The 20,133-nt window shown below is 73.1% G+C and carries 17 protein-coding genes; 6 read left to right on the forward strand and 11 right to left on the reverse strand.

Annotated features, from left to right (window positions below; translation table 11 throughout):
• The first annotated feature begins 8 nt into the window (after positions 1 to 8).
• A complete protein-coding gene (locus tag HNR25_RS23520; protein ID WP_184639969.1) occupies positions 9 to 1,205 on the forward strand; it encodes a cytochrome P450 in 1,197 nt (398 codons plus the stop codon).
• Between the two features lie 46 nt (positions 1,206 to 1,251).
• On the opposite strand, the gene HNR25_RS23525 is transcribed toward HNR25_RS23520, so the two are convergent.
• The 11 genes from HNR25_RS23525 to HNR25_RS23575 all read right to left on the reverse strand — a co-directional run bounded on the left by HNR25_RS23525 (position 1,252) and on the right by HNR25_RS23575 (position 15,234).
• The gene (locus tag HNR25_RS23525; RefSeq protein ID WP_184639971.1) at positions 1,252 to 2,043 is read right to left on the reverse strand and encodes a thioesterase II family protein; all 792 of its coding nucleotides are present in this window, start codon (positions 2,041 to 2,043) and stop codon (positions 1,252 to 1,254) included.
• Positions 2,040 to 3,173, reverse strand: a complete 1,134-nt coding sequence (locus HNR25_RS23530) for an alpha/beta fold hydrolase (protein WP_221459373.1) — start codon at positions 3,171 to 3,173, stop codon at positions 2,040 to 2,042. The genes HNR25_RS23525 and HNR25_RS23530 overlap by 4 nt, the downstream gene beginning before the upstream one ends.
• Entirely contained in the window at positions 3,160 to 3,930 is a 771-nt protein-coding gene (locus HNR25_RS23535; RefSeq protein WP_184639973.1) for a 2-oxo acid dehydrogenase subunit E2, read from the reverse strand. Before HNR25_RS23535 ends, HNR25_RS23530 begins: the two co-directional genes overlap by 14 nt.
• A gap of 1 nt (position 3,931) precedes the next feature.
• Positions 3,932 to 4,171 carry an acyl carrier protein gene (locus HNR25_RS23540; protein ID WP_184639975.1) on the reverse strand — a complete coding sequence of 80 codons (240 nt, stop codon included), beginning with the start codon at positions 4,169 to 4,171 and terminating at the stop codon, positions 3,932 to 3,934.
• Positions 4,168 to 6,138: an HAD-IIIC family phosphatase gene (locus HNR25_RS23545; protein ID WP_184639978.1), complete on the reverse strand. Its 1,971-nt coding sequence runs from the start codon at positions 6,136 to 6,138 to the stop codon at positions 4,168 to 4,170. The genes HNR25_RS23540 and HNR25_RS23545 overlap by 4 nt, the downstream gene beginning before the upstream one ends.
• Before the next feature lie 5 nt (positions 6,139 to 6,143).
• Positions 6,144 to 7,178: a 3-oxoacyl-ACP synthase III family protein gene (locus HNR25_RS23550; protein ID WP_184639980.1), complete on the reverse strand. Its 1,035-nt coding sequence runs from the start codon at positions 7,176 to 7,178 to the stop codon at positions 6,144 to 6,146.
• A gap of 152 nt (positions 7,179 to 7,330) precedes the next feature.
• Positions 7,331 to 10,333, reverse strand: a complete 3,003-nt coding sequence (locus HNR25_RS23555; protein WP_184639982.1) for a type I polyketide synthase — start codon at positions 10,331 to 10,333, stop codon at positions 7,331 to 7,333.
• A complete protein-coding gene (locus HNR25_RS23560) occupies positions 10,330 to 10,611 on the reverse strand; it encodes an acyl carrier protein (protein WP_184639984.1) in 282 nt (93 codons plus the stop codon). The genes HNR25_RS23555 and HNR25_RS23560 overlap by 4 nt, the downstream gene beginning before the upstream one ends.
• A gap of 39 nt (positions 10,612 to 10,650) precedes the next feature.
• The gene (locus tag HNR25_RS26965; protein WP_184639986.1) at positions 10,651 to 11,739 is read right to left on the reverse strand and encodes an acyl-CoA dehydrogenase family protein; all 1,089 of its coding nucleotides are present in this window, start codon (positions 11,737 to 11,739) and stop codon (positions 10,651 to 10,653) included.
• Positions 11,736 to 13,469, reverse strand: a complete 1,734-nt coding sequence (locus HNR25_RS23570; RefSeq protein ID WP_184639988.1) for an acyl-CoA dehydrogenase family protein — start codon at positions 13,467 to 13,469, stop codon at positions 11,736 to 11,738. The genes HNR25_RS26965 and HNR25_RS23570 overlap by 4 nt, the downstream gene beginning before the upstream one ends.
• Before the next feature lies 1 nt (position 13,470).
• A complete protein-coding gene (locus HNR25_RS23575) occupies positions 13,471 to 15,234 on the reverse strand; it encodes a fatty acyl-AMP ligase (protein WP_184639990.1) in 1,764 nt (587 codons plus the stop codon).
• A 306-nt stretch (positions 15,235 to 15,540) separates the two neighbouring features.
• On the opposite strand from HNR25_RS23575, the gene HNR25_RS23580 reads away from it, so the two are divergent.
• From HNR25_RS23580 to HNR25_RS23600, 5 genes are all read left to right on the forward strand, one after another.
• Complete coding sequence (locus HNR25_RS23580) at positions 15,541 to 16,203, forward strand: DedA family protein (RefSeq protein ID WP_184639992.1); 663 nt, start codon at positions 15,541 to 15,543, stop codon at positions 16,201 to 16,203.
• Positions 16,204 to 16,220: 17 nt separating this feature from the next.
• Positions 16,221 to 17,321: a sulfotransferase family protein gene (locus tag HNR25_RS23585; protein ID WP_184639994.1), complete on the forward strand. Its 1,101-nt coding sequence runs from the start codon at positions 16,221 to 16,223 to the stop codon at positions 17,319 to 17,321.
• A gap of 243 nt (positions 17,322 to 17,564) precedes the next feature.
• Complete coding sequence (locus HNR25_RS23590; RefSeq protein ID WP_184639997.1) at positions 17,565 to 18,206, forward strand: SCO family protein; 642 nt, start codon at positions 17,565 to 17,567, stop codon at positions 18,204 to 18,206.
• On the forward strand, positions 18,203 to 18,739 hold the full coding sequence (locus HNR25_RS26300; protein WP_184639999.1) for a copper chaperone PCu(A)C: 537 nt from the start codon (positions 18,203 to 18,205) through the stop codon (positions 18,737 to 18,739). The genes HNR25_RS23590 and HNR25_RS26300 overlap by 4 nt, the downstream gene beginning before the upstream one ends.
• Before the next feature lie 79 nt (positions 18,740 to 18,818).
• Positions 18,819 to 20,129 carry a Dyp-type peroxidase gene (locus HNR25_RS23600; protein ID WP_184640001.1) on the forward strand — a complete coding sequence of 437 codons (1,311 nt, stop codon included), beginning with the start codon at positions 18,819 to 18,821 and terminating at the stop codon, positions 20,127 to 20,129.
• Positions 20,130 to 20,133 lie beyond the last annotated feature (4 nt).

Here is a 20,133-nt window from a genome sequence, read left to right on the forward strand (position 1 = left end):
AGGGCTCCATGGAACACGAGCACAAGCGCCATCCCTACCCGTTCACGCGGTACTCGGTCACCGAGATCCCGCCGCTCTACCGGCACCTGCGCGAGAACGAGCCGGTGGCCCGCGTGGACTTCCCCAGCGGGGACGAGGGCTGGGTGGTCAGCCGGTTCGACGACGCCTACGCCCTGCTAGCCGACCAGCGGTTCAGCCGCGCCGCCACCGCCGACCCCGACGCGCCGCGGCTGACCTCGGCCCGGCCGGTCAGCGGCGGACTGTTCACCATGGATCCCCCCGAGCACACCCGCCTGCGCCGACTGGTGGCCAAGGAATTCACCGCCCGGCGCATCAACGGGCTGCGCCCCCGTATCCAACGCATCACCGACGAGCTGCTGGACGGGATGGAGCGGGGAGGTCGACCCGCCGATCTGATCCGTGCGCTGGCGTTCCCCCTGCCGGTTCGGGTCATCTGCGAACTCCTGGGCGTTCCCTTCTCCGACCACGACAAGTTCCAGGCGTGGTCGGAAGGGATCGTCTCGCTCACGTCCCATACCGAGGACGAGGCGCTGCACGACATGGCCAGCCTGGCCGGCTACTTCCAGGAGCTGATCGCGGCAAAGCGCACCGACGGAACCGGCGATGACCTGCTCAGCGCGCTGGTACGCGCCGAGGAGGAGGAGCGGCTCTCCGAACACGAGCTGATGATGATGGGGATGACTCTGCTGGTCGCCGGGCACGAGACGACGGCCACCGTCATCGGCAGCGGCGCTTTGAGCCTGCTGCGGCACCCCGAGGCCCTGCGGACGCTGCAGGAATCCCCCGAGCGCATCGACGACATCGTCGAGGAGATCCTGCGGGTCAATCCGATCGGCGACGGCGGGCCGCTGCGGGTGACTCTGGAGGAGGTCGAGATCGCCGGAACCGTGATCCCCGAGAATGCGGCCGTGGTGGCTTCGGTCCCCGGGGCCAACCACGACCACCGCCACTTCGACTCGCCCCACACCTTCGACATCGACCGCGCCGACAAGCAGCACATGGCCTTCGGCCACGGCGTGCACTACTGCATCGGCGCCGCGCTGGCACGAGCCGAGTTGCAGATCTCGCTGAGTACCTTGTTCCGCCGCTTTCCCAACCTGGCTCTGGACGCCGAAGCGGAGGACCTGGAGATGACCAGCGGGATGATGGTGCACAGCCTGCGGGAACTTCCGGTCACCTGGTGACCGCGTTCCGCGGCGCCCCCACTCCGGGGCGCCGCGGAACGCGGTTTCAGGAGCGCGAACGCGCCCGGGCGACCACCGCCGACAGCGCGGCGAGCAGCTCCCGGGGCGCACCGGTCGGGAAGAAGTGGCCGCCGTCGAGCATGCGCAGGGAGAAGGGGCCGGCGGTACAGCGCCTCCACTCCGACAGGGCCTCGCCGGTCACGAGTACGTCGTCGCGCCCGCCGAATACGTGCACGGGGATGTCCAGGGCCGCGGCGTCGTCGGGACGGTGGGTCGCGCACACGCGCAGGTCGGCGCGTAGCACCTCCAGCAAAGCGCTCAGCAGCGACCGGTGGGCGAGCAGCTCGGCGGGGATGCCGCCCGCGCCGGCGAGCAGGTCGGTCAGCGCCGCGTCGTCGGCGCCCGCCCAGGTGCCGATGCCGCCCGGCGCGGTCGGCGCCGGGTAGCAGGCCGCCGCCAGTCCCAGAGCCGGACGGGCACCGCGGTGCAGGCGGCGCAGCGCGAGCCGGTAGGCCACCAGAGCCCCCATGCTGTGCCCGAAAAGCAGGTGCGGCTCGGAAAGCGCCGTGTCCAGCTCGCGGTCGATGTCGGTGACCAGGGCGTCGATGTCGGTGAAGGGCCGCTCGCTGCGCCTGCTCTCCCGTCCCGGCAACTGGACGGGCCAGACGCCGACGTCGGGGCCGAAGGCGCCGCGCCATGAGCGAAACCCCGAAGCGCCGCCGCCGGCGTGGTGGAAGCAGATCACCCGGAGCCCGTCGCCGCGGGCGTCGCGCCCGAGATAGGCGCCAGTGCGCGGGGCCGCGGCGGCCGGCGCGGTGTCGGCGGGGGCCGGTCTCATCGTCCCGTCCCCCCGTTCCAGCGCGTGTGCGGAGTGCCGCGGCGTACGGGCAGGCCCGACAGGGTGTGCAGGATCGCGGCCCGCCCCCGCGCTCCGCGCAGGGCCAGCAGTGATCCGAACATCCACGTGCGGGTGCGGGCTACGGAGTTCGGGGAGCCGTGGACGTCGTCGCTGCTGACGACGCGCCGACGGGGTGCGTACCGGTGGACGAGATCGACGTCGGAGCGCGGGATGATCTCGTCGCGCAGGCTTTCCAGATAGTGCACGGGCAGGTCGGTGCGCGCGAGCTGGTCGGGGTCCAGCGCCATGGGCGCCAGGCGGGCGGGGAGGTCTCCGCCGCCGCAGAGGTGGCCGAGGGTCCGGGTGGTGATCTCGGGCAGGGTGCGCCAGTGGTCGGGGTCGGCGAACGGGGCCCGCACGGGCGCGCCGACGGTGACCAGACCGCGCACGCGGTCGTCGAAACGGGCGCAGCGCAGCGCGAGGTGGCCGCCGAAGCTCATGCCGACGACATGGGCGCCGCGCACGCTCATGCGCTCTGCGGCGGCGTCGAGGACGGCGGTGAGCACGGATTCGCTGCCGGGACCGTAGTCCAGAGGGTTCTCTCCGACACCGGGCATCTCCACCGCGGCCACCGCGTAGCCCAAGCGTCGCGCCGCCGGGATGAACTGGCCCCACTGCTCCTTGATACTGACGATCCCGCCGAGGACGACGACGAGGGGGCGCCGGCCGGACAGGCCGCCGGTCCAGCAAGCGAAGCTGCGGCCGGCGTGGGTGATCTCCAGGCGTTCGATGCCCTGGCGCGTGCGCCAGTCGTCGAAGGAGGAGACGCACTCGGCAAGGGCGTGGGCGCGCTGGGGCCCGTCGACGTAGGGGAATCGGGCCATGCCGAATCGGCGGCAGGCGCCCAGCGGGTCGCCGCGCCGTCGCAGCGCGCGTGCGCGATCGCTCCAGGACGCCACCCAGTCGGATTCGGTGGTGGCCCGGGCCCAGACGCGGCGACACTCCCGACGGGAGATGCCCTGGGCTCGGGCGTGCAGCAGGGCGAAGTCCCGCAGTTGGGCCACGCGCGGGTCGGGTGCGGGCGCCTCAGCCGGGTCGGCACCCGCAGAGTCGGTTTCATACCAGGTCACGACAGTCCTCCAGAGTGTGTGTGATATCGGCGAGGACGTCGGCGGCTACCGCTCCGTCGATCACGCGGTGGTCGAAGGTGAGGCTCAGGCGCATGGTCGGCACGATCGCCACGGCGCCGTCCTCGGCGCGCGGCAGGTCGCGGACGCGTCCCACACCCAGGGTCACCGCGGTGCCGCCGTAGGAGTGGAACCCGTCGACCGGGCGGTGGCCCAGGCTGGAGACGGCGAGTGTGCCCATGAAGCGGGGCCGGGCTCGTAGCCGGGACAGCGCCAGGCGGAAACCGAGCGCGCCGAGGGCGAAGGGCGCGCGCATGAGCGCGCGCGCTGCCCCGGCTTCGGGCAGGTCGGCGGCGTCGGTGTCGCGCAACCGGTCCACGGTCCGCTGAAGTTCGGGCAGCCGTTGGCTACCGACGTCGCGGACGGGGGCGGTGATCACCACGCGGGTGCCGTCCAGGCGTTTGTCCAGGGCGAGCTTGACGTCGACGGTGGGGTAGCGGGCGACGCGGGGGCGCAGCCGCCCGACGACGGCGGCGTTGGCCTCGGGGTGGCGCGCCAGGGCGCGTGCTCCGGCGAGCATGACGTAGCTGACCACGGAGGTCCGGACCGGAGCTCTGTCGCGGTGGTCCAGCACGGCGCGCATGTCGACCTCGGTGTCGATGTGGACGGGGCAGGCCTGGCGGGCGAACGACAGGAAGTGCAGGGTATGGCGCCGCTGCGGGTCGAGGGGCCCCACGCGGGCCCGGGCGGGAAGCGCCATCTCAGGCGGCGCGGCCGTCGCCGGCCGCCAGGTCGAAGAAGTCGGCGAGGGTGCGGGCCTGCAGGGCAGCGGAGACGTCGAGCGCCCGGCCGGTCTCGCGCTCCACCGCGGCGATGAGCCGTACCAGGTGGACCGAGTCCCAGCCGTCGAGGCGGTCGAACTCGACGTCGAGGTGCTCTGGCGCCAGGGCGAGCGCCAGTTCGGTGTCGATGAGCCGGAGCAGATCGTCGCGGGAGTTCACGGTGCTGTGCCTTTCGCGAGGGACATGGTCAGCCGGATGTGGTCGGGGTGGTCCGGCAGGGGATCCGGGGCGCCGCCGTCGGTTCCGCGCAGGCGGTGCAGGAAGGTCCGGGTGGCGGGAGCGCCGTCGGCGCTGTCCGGGGCGGCGAGGTCCTCCCGGGCGGTGAAGCCGTGGTCGGTGTAGAAAGACGCGAAGCGCCCGTTGCGGCCGCTGGGTCGGTAGCGTCCGGCGACCTCGGCGCATCCGTGTTCGCGGGCGTGAACGAGCAGATGCCGCAGGCATGCCGTTTCGATGCCGCGGTCGAACACCCGGCAGCTCAGCAGCATGTTGTCGACGGTGAGGCGTTCGCCCTCGACGCGGGCGAAGACGGCGCCGACCACACCGTGCTCGCCGAAGCGGTCGCGGGAGCGCACGGCCGCGACCAGTTGGGCGGGATCGGCGATGCGGTCGCGGACTTCGGCGTCGCCGAGCCGCTCGGTGGTGAGGTTGAACTGGTTGGTGCGCTGGGTGAGCTGGGCCAGGCGCGGCACCGCTTCGTCGGCGGGGCGCACCAACTCGACCTGGACGCCGAGGTGGCGCAGGTAGTCGTCGGTGGATCCGGTCGACCGGCGCAGCTCCGCGCGGCGGGATTCGCTGCGGTAGCGTTCCCGGCGCGCTCGGTCGTCGTCGGTCGTCTCCAGAGTGCGGAACCAGGCTCCTTCCAGGAGCCGCCGCGGGTGCGTCGCCGGGTCGCCGCCGACGTCCACCACCTCGACGTCGGGTAGCAGGTCGCGCATCGCGCCGATCTCGGTGGCGGTGTCGTCGACGAACACGAAGGCGTCGCGGCCCAGGCCCAGCACGCGGGCGATCTCGGTGACGTTTTCGGGCTTGGGGCGGCGGTTGGCTGCTACGGCCACGAAGTCTTCGCGCCGCAGCACCATCTCGGGGTGCTCGGCCAGAACCTGTTCGACGGGCCCTGACTCGTTGCGACTGCACACGGTCAGCAGAACGCCCTGGGCGGAAATCTGGGCCAGGACCTGCTGAAACTCCTGGAAAGCGACGCCCCGCGACCCGCCGGCCGCTTCGATGCCTTCGGGGCCGTCCTCGCCGAGCACCCCGCCCCAGAGCGTTCCGTCCAGGTCCAGCGCGAGGGCCTTCTTGGCGCACCCGCTCAGCGCGCGCACGGTGGCGGCGACCTCACCCGCGTAGGCGGACAGGAACCCGGTTCCCAGGCGCACCTGGGCGTAGCAGGCGAGCCGGTCGTCGTGCAGCGGTCCGGTCTCGGCGAGGATGGGGTCGGTGTCGACGACGACGGTGGCGGGCCCTGCTTCGGCCAGGCGCAGCAGTTCGGTGTTGAACTCGCGCCAGGCGATGCCGAGGCGGGTTCGGGAACGGATGTCGACGAGCTGGTCGGCCAGGCGCGCGGGCAACGGCAGCGTGTTCAGAACCAGCGTGGAGCCGGGGGCTTCGCGCTGGCGGGCCGCCAGGTCCCGGATGCGTCCGAGCAGGTCGCCGAGGGCGGCCTCGACGTCGGCGACACTCCAGGGCGCGGCCAGTTCTTCGGCTACGGCGTGAGCGTCGAGCAGCAGCAGGCGCAGCCGGGCGCTCGGGCCGGCCCCGTCGGGCGGTTGCGACCACGCCAGGCGGGAGTAGTCGCGGGTGTAGGGGATCGAGCGGGCCCGCATCGCCGTTCCGGAGCGGGCGAGGTGGGCGGCCAGCAGCGGCGGCAGCGCCGCCACGGTGCCGTTGGCGCACACGTCGACGGACACGGCAGGGGTGTCGGGGTGGTGCTCGGCCACGTCGTCGGCGTCGATCCGGGCGAAGAGCTGGGCCACTCCGTCCAGCTCGCTCACGGGGATGCGGCGCACCAGGTCGGTCGCGGTTGCGAACGAGCGCGCCAGGTCTCCTGCGCGGTGCAGCTCGCGCAGCCGCTCGGCGGGTCCGGCCGCGCTGGCGGTGTCGGCGGTTCCGATCGCGGTGTCGGCCACGGGGATCACTCCTCGCGTTCCAGCGCGAATCCGGCTTTGAGCCACTTGCTCGACTCCACCGCGATTCCCACGACGGTGCCGACGGGCTCCTCCCGGCGCAGCATGTCGTCCAGTTGGAGGAAGGGCAGGGCGTTGGCGTTGTTTCCCGTCTGTGCGACGCAGCTGACCTCGCGTGCCGCAGGCAGGGCCAGGCGCCGGGTGATGCGGGGCGTCATGCTTCCCGACAGCTGCGGCGGCAGCAGGTGGCCGACGTCCTCGGCGCGCCAACCGGTGGAGTCCAGAAGCTGCCACAGGATCTCGGCGGCCATCTCGGGGACGCGCTCTTCGATGGCTTTGTAGTCCTCGGAGAACGCGGGCTCACCGGAGTCGCGGTCGGCCTGGCCGAACCAGCGCACCGTCTGGCCGGGCGGTTTGCCCGCCCCGGTGAACCGGTTGAGGATCGCGCGCATCCGCAGGTCGCCCGGTCGGGGGGCGGAGGTGAGCACTGCAGCGCCGGCGCCGTCGCCGAAGAGCATGTAGTTGACCAGTTCCGAGGAGCCGATCTCGCCGGGGGAACGGCCGGTGACGCAGTGCTTGACGCAGGTGTCGGCTCCGATCACCAGGCCGTTGGTGTGTTCGGGCAGCGTCAGCAGGCGCTCGGCCAGGCTCAGCGCCTGGACGGCTCCCGCACAGCCCGACTGGACCTGGTAGGTGGGGATGTGCTCGGCCGCGAGGCGGTCGGCGACGTGGTTGACGGTGGCGGGCATGAGCTCGTCGGGCGTGGCGGTGCCCATCACGATGAAGTCCAGGTCGCCGGGGTCGGTATCGGCCGCCTGCAGTGCCTCCATCGCCGCGTCTGCAGCCATCTCGGCCAGGCTCTGAAACACCTCGCCGGTGGTGAGGTCCATGGCGAGGTAGCGCTGCTCGGTGCCGACGAACCGGGAGATCCACTCCGGAGCGACGCCGAGGAACTCCCCCAGCGCGGTGTTGTCGATCGGTTTCCCCGGAAGCGAGGACCCGGTGCCGGCGATCGCGGCGGCGTGTGGAGTCGCGTCAGCCATGTCTCGGTTCTCCAATGGTCGAGGGTGCTGAAATCCGGGCGCAGGAGCAGGCCGCGGAGTTCGGCCGCGGTCGGGGTGCGTGCTGCGACGGTGCCGCCCGGGCGGCTGCGGCCGCCGGGGTTGCGGTTTTGGCCGGGCGGGTCGTGGCCACCTCAGTCCCCCGCGCCGGTTCGGGGGCCGTCGAGACGGCCCTGCATGTACTCCGACAGCGTGCGCAGGCTGGCCGCGTTGGCCAGGATGTCCTCCACCGGCAGCGGACTCAGGTGCGGCCAGCGCCGCTCGACCTCGCCGAGTACGCGGGCCAGCACGATGGAGTCGAATCCCAGGTCTTCGAAGAGCAGGGCGTCCGGGTCGATGCCGTCGGCGGCGTAGCCGCCCGCGTCGGCCATCAGCTCGGCGATTTCGGCGTCCCGCGGTGCCGGTCCCGCGTGAGCACCGGTTTCGGGGACGCTCGGCGTGGCGGGCGGGGACGGCTCCGCCGGTCCGGGGCCGGTCCGGCGCGGCGCGGTTGCGGTCGACTGCACGGGCCCGTCGAACGCGGGGCGGTAGTCGTCGGCGACGGGGAAGCGGCGGTCGGTGGCGAACGCGTAGGGGAGCAGCCGCACCGTCCGGCGCTCGCGCGGCGGGGCGAGCTCCTCGGGGGCGACGGCGGCGCCGTCGGTGTAGAGGGCGGCCACGACCTCGGCGAACTCGGTGCCGTCGCTGCCCGGTCCCGGACACGGGCTGAGCGGTGCGGCTTCCAGGCCCGGCCGGATCCGTCGAAACAGGCCCGTCAGAACCGGTCGGGGGCCCGCCTCCACCAGGTGTGTGGGATCGGTTTCCAGCGCCGCCTCGGCTGCGTCGGCGAAGCGCACGGTGCTGCGGATCTGGTCGCGCCAGTAGGCGCCGTCGAGTTTGTCCTCGTCCAGGCGGCGTCCCAGCAGGGTGGAGTAGATCGGAATACTCGGCCGTGCGGGGACGACCTCGTCGGCGATGCGGCCGAACTCCTCCAGCACCGGGTCCGTGTGCGCGGAATGGAAGGCGTGGGAGACCTCCAGCCACCGGTGTCCGATTCCCGCCGCGGCCAGGTCTGCGGCGTGACCGCGCAGGGCTTCGGGGTCGCCGGAGAGGACGCCGGAGCGAGGGGTGTTGACCGCGGCGACGTCGACGTGCGCGTCGTTCTCGGCGATACCGTCCAGTACGTCGGGCCCGGCGGAGACGTTGAGCATGGCGCCGCCGGGCAGGGAGCCGATGAGGCGCGCGCGGGCGGCGACGAGGCGGCACGCGTCGGGCAGGCTCAGCGCCTCGGCCACGCAGGCGGCGGCGTATTCGCCGATGCTGTGGCCGATCAGCCAGGCCGGTCGCATGCCGGTGCGCACGAGGGCGGCGGCCATGGCGTATTCGACGGCGAACAGCGCGGGCTGGGTGAGGGTGGTGTGGTGTACGTCGTCGCCGCCGTCAGCCAGCGCGGCCCGTACGGATCGGCCCAGGTGGGGGTGCAGGTGCGCGTCCGCCTCGTCGAGGGCCTCCCGGTAGGGCGGGCACGTTTCGTAGAGGCGGTGCGCCATACCCGGGTACTGCGCGCCTTGGCCGGAGAACAGCATTCCCACCCGGGGACCGCGGGCCGAGCGCCGCCCCGTGGGCCGCTCCCCGTTCGCGGCAGCGCGCAGGGACGCGGAAAGGCGGTGGCGGTCGGGAGCCGCGGCGGCGAATCGGTGGCGCAGGCCGGCCTTGACGCGGTTGCTGGTCCACGCGAGTCGGGCGGGCCGCTCGCCGCTGCGCTGGACCCAGTCGGCCATTTCGCCCAGGTTGCGGCGCAGCCCTTCGGCCGAGTCGGCCGACACGGTGAACACGCCCACAGCCCGATCCGCGCCGGGGGCGGGGCGGCTGCCGCGGCGGCGGGTCGCGGGGGCGGATTGCAGGAGGGCATGGGCGTTGGTACCGCCCAGACCGAAGCTGCTGACCGCGGCGACGGTGTCGCCCGCGAGCCGCTGGGGGGCACGCAGCAACCGCAGTCCCGCGGCTTCCAAGTTCAGTTCCGGGTTCTGCGATTCGGCGTAGCGGCTGGGCGGTACGACCCGGCGTCTCAGGGCCAGTGCCGCCTTGGCGACTCCGGCAAGACCCGCCGCGCCTTCGCAATGGCCGACGTTGCCCTTGACCGAGCCGAACGCGCAAGGGCTCGTGCGGCCGCCGTAGTGGGCGCCCAGCGCGCGCACCTCGATCATGTCGCCGAGCAGGGTTCCCGTGCCGTGGCCTTCGATGAAGCCGACCTCGTGCGGGTCGACGCCGGCGCGGCGGTACGTTTCGGCCAGGACCCGCTCCTGAGCCCACCGGTTGGGTGCCGTCAGCCCGTTGCTTCGGCCGTCGTGGTTGACCGCGCTGCCCCGCACGACCGCATAGATCGGCGCGTCCTCGGCCAGGGCGTCGGAGAGCCGGCGCAGCACGAGCACGGCCACTCCTTCGGAGCGGCCGATGCCGTCGGCGTCGGCGCTGAAGGGTTTGCACCGCCCGTCCGGGGCGGAGAGGCCGGCTTGGGCGTAGAACAGGTGGGAGGTCGGCACCAGGATGATGTTCACGCCGGCGGCGACGGCCGTGTCGCATTCCCCCAGCCGCAGTGCGCCGCAGGCGGTGTGCAGCGCGACCAGTGAGGACGAGCACGCGGTGTCGACGGCTTGGCTGGGTCCGGTGAAGTCGAACTGGTAGGAGAGGCGGTTGGCGGTCATGTAGTAGCCGTTGCCCGAGGCGGCCTGGGCGGTGATGTTGGGGTAGTCGGTCAGGTGCAGCTGGGCCCACTCGTTGCCCATCACTCCGACGTAGACGCCGGTGCGCGAGCCGGCCATCGCCCCCGGGTCGCGCCCGCTGTCTTCCAGGGCGCACCACGTGCTCTGCAGCAGCCGGCGCTGCTGCGGGTCGAGCTGTGCGGCTTCGGCGGGCGAAACGCCGAAGAAGGCGTTGTCGAAGGAGGAGATGTCGGCGAGGAACCCGCCTTCGGAGGTGTTCATCCGGGCCGCGTCGCCGCGCTCGCGGGTGAACTCCTCGGCCGGCCACCGATCGGGCGGGACGGGGCCGATGCCGTCGCCCGAGGACATCAGCAGGTCGAAGAAGGCGTCCTTGCCTTCGGCTCCGGGAAAGCGGACGTCCATGCCCACGAGGGCGATCGGCTCCGGGGCGCTCATCGGGCGTCCTCGGCCGGGGTGTCCAAGCACGCGTGCAGGTAGCCGGCAATGGCGCGCGCGGTCGGGTAGTCCCAGGCCAGGGTCGGGTCGACTTCGAGGTCGTAGACGTCCTCGATGTCGCCGACGAGGGTGACCGCGTAGACGGAGTCCATGCCCAGCTCGGCCAGGGGCGTTTCCGGGGCGATGTCGTCCTCGGTGCATCGGAGGTAGAACGCGAGGCGGCCTAGGAGCCACAACTCGATATCGGATATCTCGGGTACGCCCGAGTCAGCGGTCATGATCCGGTTTCCTTCCTCGGCTTCGGGTCGCAGGTCTCATCACAGCAGCGCGCCGCGCTCGGCGGTGAAGCTCCGGGCGCGGGTGAATCGATCGACGAGCTCGGCGAAGAGCGCATCGCGCCGCTCCTCGGGAACGCCCGCCGCTACGGCGGTGTCGGATGCGGCGGCGGCACAGCCCTGTGCCAGCAGCTCGGCGCGGGCGCGCACGTCCCGGTCGGCCTGAGGGTCGCCGACCCACAGGGGGGCGTCGCCGGAGTCGTGCCGACGGTGCAAGAGAGCCCGACCGAACGCGGTGCCGCGCGCGGGGTCCAGGTCGGGGAGCTCGGTGTAGACGCGCGCGAAGGAGGCGTGGCGGCCCTCGGTGAGGTAGGAGCGCGCGCCCAGGACCACGCCGAGGTCCTCCACCACCGGCCACAGCGCGGTCGATGCCGCCGCCTGCGCGGCGTCGGCCAGGGCCGCCGCCTCGGCGCCGGGGGCACCGCCGGCCTGTTCGGTGCGGGCGCGTGCCGCCGCGCGGACCAGGGCGTCGGCGCGCAGCAGGCGGCCGAAGGCGTCGGCGAGGGTGGCGCGCGCGTGCGGCAGGTCGGTGACCGTGCCCTGGTAGAGGCGGCGGTCGAGCGCGAAGTCCAGGGTCAGGCGCAGGGCGGTGTCCACGGCGGCCAGGGTCATTCCGGCGCGCAGCAGCCCGGCGGCTCCCCCCGGAGGGTCGGGGGGAGCCGCCACCCGCGGAGGCCGGGCGGTGCGCAGGGTCCGCACCGCCTGCTCGCGACGCTCGCGGGGCGCGGTTTCGTCCCACAGCACGGGGGCCAGCGCCAGCGCGGTTCCGGCGAACGCGCGGCCGGTGGCGGGGTCGCGGCGGTAGACGGGCCGCAGTTGCGTGATCAGCTCCTCCACCCCGTCGAATTCGCCGCCCAACACGCGGGGGGCGAACAGGGCGACGCGCTCGTCGGGGGTGAGCACGCCGTCCCAGCCCGGTGGCGGTGCGCCGGGCTCGGCGGAGGCGAGTGCGGCACGGCTCAACGGATGGTCCGGATCGCCCGGCGGGCCCAGCATGAGCTCCAGGCGCGGCGGTCCGGCTCCCGCGTCGGCAGCGGGCACGGCGTGCGGATCGGTCGTCGGTGCGTTCACTCGTCCTCCACTCGACAGTCCAGCAGCGAGAAGAGCCGGCCGCCGGCGAACTGGTCCCACATCGCGCCGAGGAGCGCGTCGTCGGCGCCCGTGTCGGCGGGCGCGGGGGCGCCGATCCGCTCCAGGACCCGGGCGAGGGCGGCGCGCACCCACAGCGCGTCGGCCCACAGCGGCTCGGCGAGATCGACGCGGCCGCCCGCGCCCGCTGCCGCCCCGGACGCGTTGTCCAGCCACAGCCACAGGCACGCCGCGCCTGCGAAGCACAGCGCGTAGCGGCGGGCGAGGTCGAACGCCTCGGGCGGGGCGTGCAGCGCGACCGGGCGATAGGCGGCCAGCTCGGCGCGTACACGCTCGTGGACCCGCCCCAGACGCCGCGCCGCGGGCGCGAGCGCGGCCGCCGCCCCGCCCCCGCCCGCGGCCCGTTCGACCAGCGTCGGCAGGGCCTGCACCACGCTACTGCCGTGCAGGGCGGCCAGGCTGATGCGCTCCCAGGAGATGGACGGGGCCTCGGTGCCCAGGTCGAATACCGCCTCGGCGTCGGGACTGACACGCCCTTTGCTCTCGGCGCGGGACAGCGTGGGGAACTGGTTGATCAGGGCGTGCCGGTTGATCACGCTGTTTCCGTCGAACAGTCCCACGATGCGGTTGTCGCGGCGGGCTTTGGCGAAGGCGCGGGCGGTGGGCTCGGACGGGGCGCACAGGTCGACGACCGGCTCCAGCGCGGCGACGGCCGCCTCGGTGGTGTGCGGAACCGCGAACTTCGCCACGGCGGAGGTGATGCTGGACTCGCCGGGCAGCACGGTGACGGCGCGCGCGGCGGCGATCGACACCGCTTCGCCGAGGAGGTGGTCGGCGTAGGAGCGGGCCAGTGCCCGGCGAGGCCCGGGGGCATCGGGCGGGCCCTGCGCGCGGGCGCTTTCGTGGACGGCGTGGGCGGCCGAACGCAGCGCGCCGTCTCCGGCACCCAGGGACAGCGCGGTGCACAGCGTCCGGGTCAGCTGCAGTCCTTTGAGTACGGTTTCCGCGCCGCGGTCGGGAGATCCGATCGCCGCGGCGGCGCCGAGGTGTGCGCCGTCGAAGGCGATACCGCTGATGTCGGCGCCGCGGATACCGTAGGTGCGCACCTTCGGCAGACATCGGAACGTTCCGGGGGCGAGATCGGCCTTGTCCACGAGGAAGACGCCGAAGCCGCGCGGTCCGGCTTCGGCCGCGGTGCGCGCCAGCACGCACACCAGACCGCTGTCCGTGGCGCCGTTGATGAGCCACTTCTCGCCGTGGAGGGTGTAGCCCGAGCCGTCCCCGACTGCGGAGAGCTCACCGCTGAGCAGGTCGCTGCCGTGGGCGCGCTCGGTCAGCGCCCAGCAGATCCGCTCGCCCGAGGTCAGCCGCCGGGCCAGGCTCTGCGCCTGCTCGGGGCTGCCCTCCAACCACACCGACACCGCGCCGAGGAAGGTGCGGCCGTGGCCGATGGCCAGTGTCAGGTCGCGCCGAGCCACGGCCCGCATCAGGTGCACGGCCTGGTCGATGCTGGTCAGCCGCCCACCGTGGGCCGTGGGCACCGCGTAGTCGGCCAGTCCCCATTCATCCAGCACGGCCGACGCCTCCCACGGGTAGGCCGCACGGTCGTCGTTGCCGCAGGCCGCGGCGTGGGACAGGGGAAAGGCGGGGTCGCGGGCCGGTCCCATGCGTGTTTCGAGGTCCTCGGCCAGGGCCAGCGGCGGGTAGCGCATCTCAGGCCTCCACTGCACCGGCGCGGGCCGCGGGCTCGGAGGTCCCCTGCGACCAGGCGTGCAGCACGCTCAGCGCCCCGCTGTCGTGCAGAGAGCGCGCGGCGCCGCGGCGCACTTTGCCACTGGTCGTACGCGGAACCTGGGAGAAGGGGACGAGCACGACCCGGGCCGGGGTCAAGCGGTGGGCGGCGGCCAGAGCCGAGCGGATGCGGCGCGACGCCTCGTCGAGGGACGTCTCCCCCAGTGCGGTGGCCCGCACCTCCTGTACCACGACGACATCGTCGCCGAAGGGGCCGGTGCCGAAGACTGCGGAGGTTCCGCAGGCCCGGTCGGGCAGCACCCGGCGGACGTCGGCCTCCAGGTCCTGGGGGTAGAGGTTGCGCCCGTTGAGGACCACGACCTCCTTCGCACGTCCGGTGACGAACAGTTCGCCGCCGCGCTGGAATCCCAGGTCGCCGGTACGAAGGAAGGGGCCCTCCCCCGCACCGGTGTAGGCGTGGAAGGTCTCGGCGGTGGAGCTGGGACGGCCGCTGTAGCCGTCCGCGACGCTAGGGCCGCGCACCCAGATCTCGCCGACGGCGCCGTCGGACCGGGGGTCGCCGGAGTCAGCGTCGACCACGCGCACGTCCAGGGAATCGGCTGCGCCGCAGCCGACGAGCCTGCGGGCCCCGCCGGACCCGGGCGCCGGCCGGAACTCGTCGCGTTCCAGGGCGTCGGCGTCGGCGTCGACGACGGTGGGTTCGCGGTGCGGCGAGGCGCAGGTGACCAGCAGGGTCGTCTCGGCCATGCCGTAGCAGGGGGTGAAGGTCGCGGGGGCGAAACCCACGCGGCCGAAGCGCTCGGTGAAGCCGTCGACGACCTCGGCCCGCACGAACTCGGCGCCGTTGAGCGCGACGCGCCAACTGGAGAGGTCCAAACCGTCGAGGTCCCGCTCGCCGACGCGCCGCAGGCACAGTTCGTAGCCGAAGTTGGGCGCCACTGTATGGGTGGCGCGGTGGCGGGTGATCAGCTCCAGCCACCGGCGGGGGCGTTTGAGAAAGGCCATCGGGTCCAGCACCACACAGGGGAATCCGTGCTGGAAGGGGGTCAGCAGCAGCCCGATCAGCCCCATGTCGTGGTAATAGGGCAGCCACCCCACGCCTGTCGATTCGGGACCGACTCCGGTGTGCCGGACGATGTCGCGATGGTTGTGGAGCAGGTTGGCCTGGGTGATGCGCACGCCTTTGGGTTCGCTGGTCGAACCCGAGGTGTACTGCAGCAGGGCCACGTCGTCGGGTCCCACCTCGGCGAGTTCTGCAGCCGGGGGGACGCTTTCGGCGGCGGTGTCGGTGGCCAGGCATTCCACTCCCCGGGGAAGGCGGCCGTCCCGGATCCAGGAACCGAAGAAGCCGGCGTTGGCGTCGTCGGTGAGCACCGCACCCAGGTCGGGGGCATCGGCCGCGATCCGGGCGATGCGGTCGAGACTGTCGGGAGAGCGGTCCGGAAGGGGGGTGGGGACCGCCACGGCACCGGCGAAGAGGCAGCCGATGAAGGCGGGGAGGAAGTCCTGCGCCCCCGGGTAACTGAGCAGGACCGACCTGCCGGTGAGCCGGCGCTCCAGCAGCAGGAGTGCGACCGCGCGCGCCTTGCGGTCCAGCGCGGCGTAGTCGAGGACCGTGTCGTCGCCACCGCCGCGGTCGCGCCCGGCGAATACGAACCGCCCCGAGTCGCCGAAGACCGCCAGGCGGTCCTGCAGCAGTGCCGAGAAAGTCAGCTCTTCAGCCACCGATCGTCCCTTTCGCCAGGGTGCGCCGCCGCTCCGGCGGCGCGGGATCCGCATGCTCAACATCCGGGAAGAACAATCCCAGAGGCGCCTGTAAATCGGCTTCCCGAGTCCGTATAATCCCGCTGAAGCCGACCTAAATCCGCAGCTCAGTGCTGGTTTTCCGGGAGATGCACGACGCCGCTGATCCGACCCGACCGCCACCGTCGACGGAAATCCAAAAGCAGTTCCAAAACCAACCTTAAGTACACATACGAAAACCGGGCACCGACGTCGACTTCCGCTCTCCGAGCGTGCAGAATCGTTCCCATGGACGTCGCTGGGACGATAAATCCGCTGTCTGGTTTCAACGACTTCGTGCTGGGGCTGGACATGGCCTACGGCTACCTGTGCGTGGGACTCATGACCTTGTCGGAGTCAGCGGTTCTGGTCGGGTTCGTACTTCCGGGGGAAGTCTCGGTCGTGCTCGGCGGGGTTCTCGTCCAGCTCGGATCGGGCAGCCTTCCGCTGATGGTCGCGGTCGCGTTCGCCGGATCGTTCACCGGTGACACGATCGGCTTCGCCATCGGCCGCGCCGTGGGTCCGAGAGTACTGCGTACACGATTCGCCCGGCGCCGCGCGGAACGCATCGAGGCGGCACAGGAATTCATAGACAGAAAAGGCGTATGGGCGATCTTCCTGCTGCGCTGGACGGCGTTCTTCCGTTCGGCGGTTCCGATGGTCGCGGGAATGTCGCGGATGAGTCCGGCGCGCTTCCTTCTCGCCAACGCCGCGGGCGCGCTCGTGTGGGCGGCCGCCCTGGCCACGGCCGGTTATCTGTCCGGCCTGTCCTACGCCCATGTCACCGAGTGGATCATGCTCGTCCCGCTGGCGATCGTGGCCGCGGTGATCGCGCTCGTGTGCCTGCGGTTGCGCGCAGCCGGCGCCCGGCGCCGCGCGCGAACGCCTGCGTCCACCCGGAAACCGACCTGACAGACAGGAGACCGACCGTGCCGGATACGACTCTCGTCTTGGGAACCGGACGCTGCGGCTCCACGATGCTTTCGCGCATCATGGTCCGCCACCCCGAGGTCCTCAGCCTCAGCGAGCTGTTCCGCTCGTTGGCACCCGACATCTTCCCGGAAGACACTCTGACCGGCGCCGAATTCTGGGAGCTGTTGAGTACGCCGCGCCCCAAGCCCAACGTCCTGGTACGCAACGGCATCCCGTCGCCGGAGTTCAGCTATCCTCTCGGCACCGGCGCCTTCACCGCCGATACGGGAATCCCGGCGATCTCTTTCATCACGCTGCCCCATCTCGGCGGCGACCCCGACCGGACGTACGAGCAGGTGCGCGAGCTCACCTGCGCCTGGCCGCGGCGCTCGGCCGCCGGGCACTACCGCGCCCTGTTCGCCGCGCTGGCGCACCGGTGGCGGCGCACCGCGGTCTTCGAGCGGTCGGGGGCGTCGTTCATGTTCGCCGGCGACCTGGTCGCGGCTTTCCCCGACGCCCGGTTCATCCACCTCTACCGCGACGGTGTGGACTGCGCGCTGTCGATGAGCCGCCACCCCTCCTTCCGGCTCGTGTTCCGGACCCTTCAGATGCAGGGCGTCCTCGGGCACGATCCCTACGACGAGCCCGCGCCCGGCGACTCCGCGCGACTTCCGGAATCGCTGCGCCGCTACCTGCCCGCGGAGTTCGACGCCCGGGCGCTGATGGAGGAGCCCATCCCTCCCACGGTCTTCGCCGCCGCGTGGTCGTCGATGGTCGAGAACGCGGTCCCGCACCTGCGCGGGCTTGCCGCCGACCGGCTGCTGCACGTTCGCTACGAGGACGTGCTGAACGATCCCGACACCGAACTGGCGCGCATCGCCGGGTTCACCGGGATCGGCGCCGACCCGCGATGGCTGGAGGGCGCGACCGCTCTCATCCGGCGCCGCGAGTCCGGCGCCGAAACGCTGGACCGGGCCGAACGCGACGAGCTGGAGCGCGCCTGCGAGCCCGGGCGCCGCGCCCTGGAGCAGATCGGGTTCGCCCCCGACGGCGGCACCGACCGCACCGGCGGGGATTCGGTACCCGCCCCGCCCTCCTCGGAGGTGCGGCCGAGCTGAGCCCACCCCCGATCACGGGCGCCCGCGACCGGAGGTAGCGTCGGCTCCGGACCGCGCGCATTTCGACACCGCGCGGCCGGACCGCGCTGCGCTGCGGGTACGGCGTTTCGACGGCGCCGTCTGCCGCCGCCCGGGCCCCCTGCGCCTCCGCCCGGCGGGAGCGTGGCCGGCGCGTCCGGACGCAGGCGTCCGCGCGGCCCGTTCGAACCCCGGGTCGGATGTGGTGAGGAGAGGCGCTCGACGATGAGTGAGCAGCACAGCGGAGTCCTGCGCAGCAGGCTTCTGGCGGCGGGGGCCGCGGCTGCGGCCGCGGTCGCACTGGCGGGCTGCGGCGGCACCGGCGAGGCCCAGGAGCCCGGCCAGCGGGGGCCCTTCCTGGAGGTCGCGGAGACCGCTATGCCCGCGCCGTCCTACGAGTTCTCCACCACGGAGGGCGATCCGTGGTCCTTCGGCGATGTGGCCCAGGAAAAACTGACGCTGCTGTACTTCGGTTACACGAGCTGCCCCGACGTGTGCCCCACCACCATGGCCGACGTGGCCGCCGCTCTGGAGGGCATGGGCCCGGCCGCCGACGGCTTCGACGTGGTCATGGTCAGCACCGACCCCGACCGCGACACCCCCGAGCAGCTGCGCGGCTGGCTCGATTCGTTCGACCCCGGGTTCACCGGCGTGCGCGGACCGATCGACGACGTGGTCGATGCGGCCGAGGCCTACGGAATCCCGGTCGACAAGCCCGAGAAGACCGAGGGCGACTACCTCGTCAGCCACGGACAGCGGGTGGCCGTCCTCGACGGCGCGGGATCGGCCGTCGGGTTCTTCGACGAGGGGACCGCGCCGGACGACATGGGCGGGGTCCTCTCCGACCTGGCCCAGGAGCGGTTGTGAGCGCGTCGGCGGCCGGGCGCCGCCTGACCGCGTTCGCCGCCGCCGCGCTGGCCGCCGGCGCCCTGGCCGGGTGCGGCTCCGGAGCCGGCTCCGGAGCCGCGGCCGCGCCCGACGCCACCGCCGAAAGCGCGGGCCCCGACAAGGGCGGCGCCTCCAGCGGCCCCATCAGCGTCACCGGCGCCTGGGTGCCCGAACCGGCCCGAGCCGACGTGGCCGCGGCCTACATGGCGCTGGGCAACGACGGCGAGCAGGACGACGCTCTGGTCTCGGCCTCCAGCAGCGCCGCGCCCGAAACCGAGATCCACACCACCGAGACCGCCGATAGCGGTGCGCAGGTGATGACCGGCGCCGAGGAGGTCCCCGTGCCCGCCGGCGGCACGACGCACCTGGAGTCGGGCGGCTACCACCTGATGCTCATGGACCTGGCCGAAACTCCGGCCGTGGGCGACACGGTAGAGCTGACTCTGGAATTCGACGGCGGAACCGAGGTCGAGGTCCAGGCACCCGTCCTGGAGCGCGGCCGCACCGGCTGACCCCTCCGCGAGGGCGTCCGCACGGGGACGGGCCCGGGCGCGGGGCGGGTCGCAGCGCATCGAGGAGCAGGCACAGGCGATGACCGAAAGCACGTCCGGTTCCCACGGCGGACCGGAGCAGGAGCGGCCCGCCGGCGGCGTGTCGCGCCGCGGGCTGCTGGCGCGGGTGGGCGCCGCCGCCCTCATCGGCGCGGGTACCGGCCTGGGAGCGGGCGAGGCGCTGTCGCCGGGTGCGGACCCCGCCGGCGGCGACGCCGCGCCGCCGCGTCTGCGGATGGCCGGATCGCGTGCGCGGCGGGGCGGCCTCGGACGGCTGCAGCCCGGCATCACCGGAACGCCGCCCGCCTTCGCCCACGTCCTCGCGCTCGACCTCGCCGACGGCGGCGGGCCCGACCGCGCCCGCGAACGGGCCGCAGCCGTGCTGAAGGCGTGGTCGGCGGCAGCCGACCGGCTGCACGAGGAGGGGCCCGCCGCGGTCGCAGACGGCGCGGCCTCGGCCGATCTGCGGCCCGCGTCCCTGGCGGTCACCGTCGGCGTCGGCGCCTCGCTGCTGGCGGCGGCCGGCCGGGAGGACGCGCGCCCCGACGCCATGGCCGACCTTCCGGAGTTCGCCTCCGACGCGCTGCAGGAGCAGTGGTGCGGCGGCGACCTGCTGGTGCAGGTCGGCGCCGAGGACCCCGTGGTCGCCGCCGCGGCCGTGCAGCACCTGCTCGCCCGTGCGCGCGAGCACACGCGTGTGCGGTGGTCGGTGCGGGGGTTCAGGCGCACGGCGGCCGCGGCCGAGGACCCCGCGGCCACGCCGCGCAACCTGATGGGCCAGATCGACGGTACGAACAACCCGGCGCAGGGCTCGTCGCTGCTGGAACGGACCGTGCAGGTGCAGCCGGGCGCCGGGCCGGACCCGATGGCGGGCGGCAGCTACGTGGTCGTGCGCCGCATCCGGATGCTGCTGGAGGACTGGTTCGCCACCGGTGTGGACCACCGCGAGCAGGTGATCGGCCGCGAGCTGGCCACCGGCGCCCCGCTGGGGCAGCGGGGCGCCGACGCCGAGGTCGACCTCACCGCCGAGAACGCCGACGGCAGCCCGGCCATCGGCGGCCACGCCCACATCCGTGCGGCGAGCCCGCAGAACAACCTCGGCGCCCGCATGCTGCGCCGCGGCTACAGCTTCGACGAGGGCTGGCGCGCCGACGGCACCCGCGACGCGGGCCTGCTGTTCATGGCCTGGCAGGCCGACCCGGCCCGGGGGTTCGTACCGGTGCAGCAGAACCTGGCCGACTCCGGCGACGCGCTCAACGAGTACACCCGCCACGAGGGCAGTGCCCTGTTCGCGGTGCCGCCGGCTCCGTCCGGCGGCGGCTACATCGGCCGGGAACTGCTGGAGGGGTGAGCGC

The organism is Streptomonospora salina (assembly GCF_014204715.1).
GTDB lineage: Bacteria > Actinomycetota > Actinomycetes > Streptosporangiales > Streptosporangiaceae > Streptomonospora > Streptomonospora salina.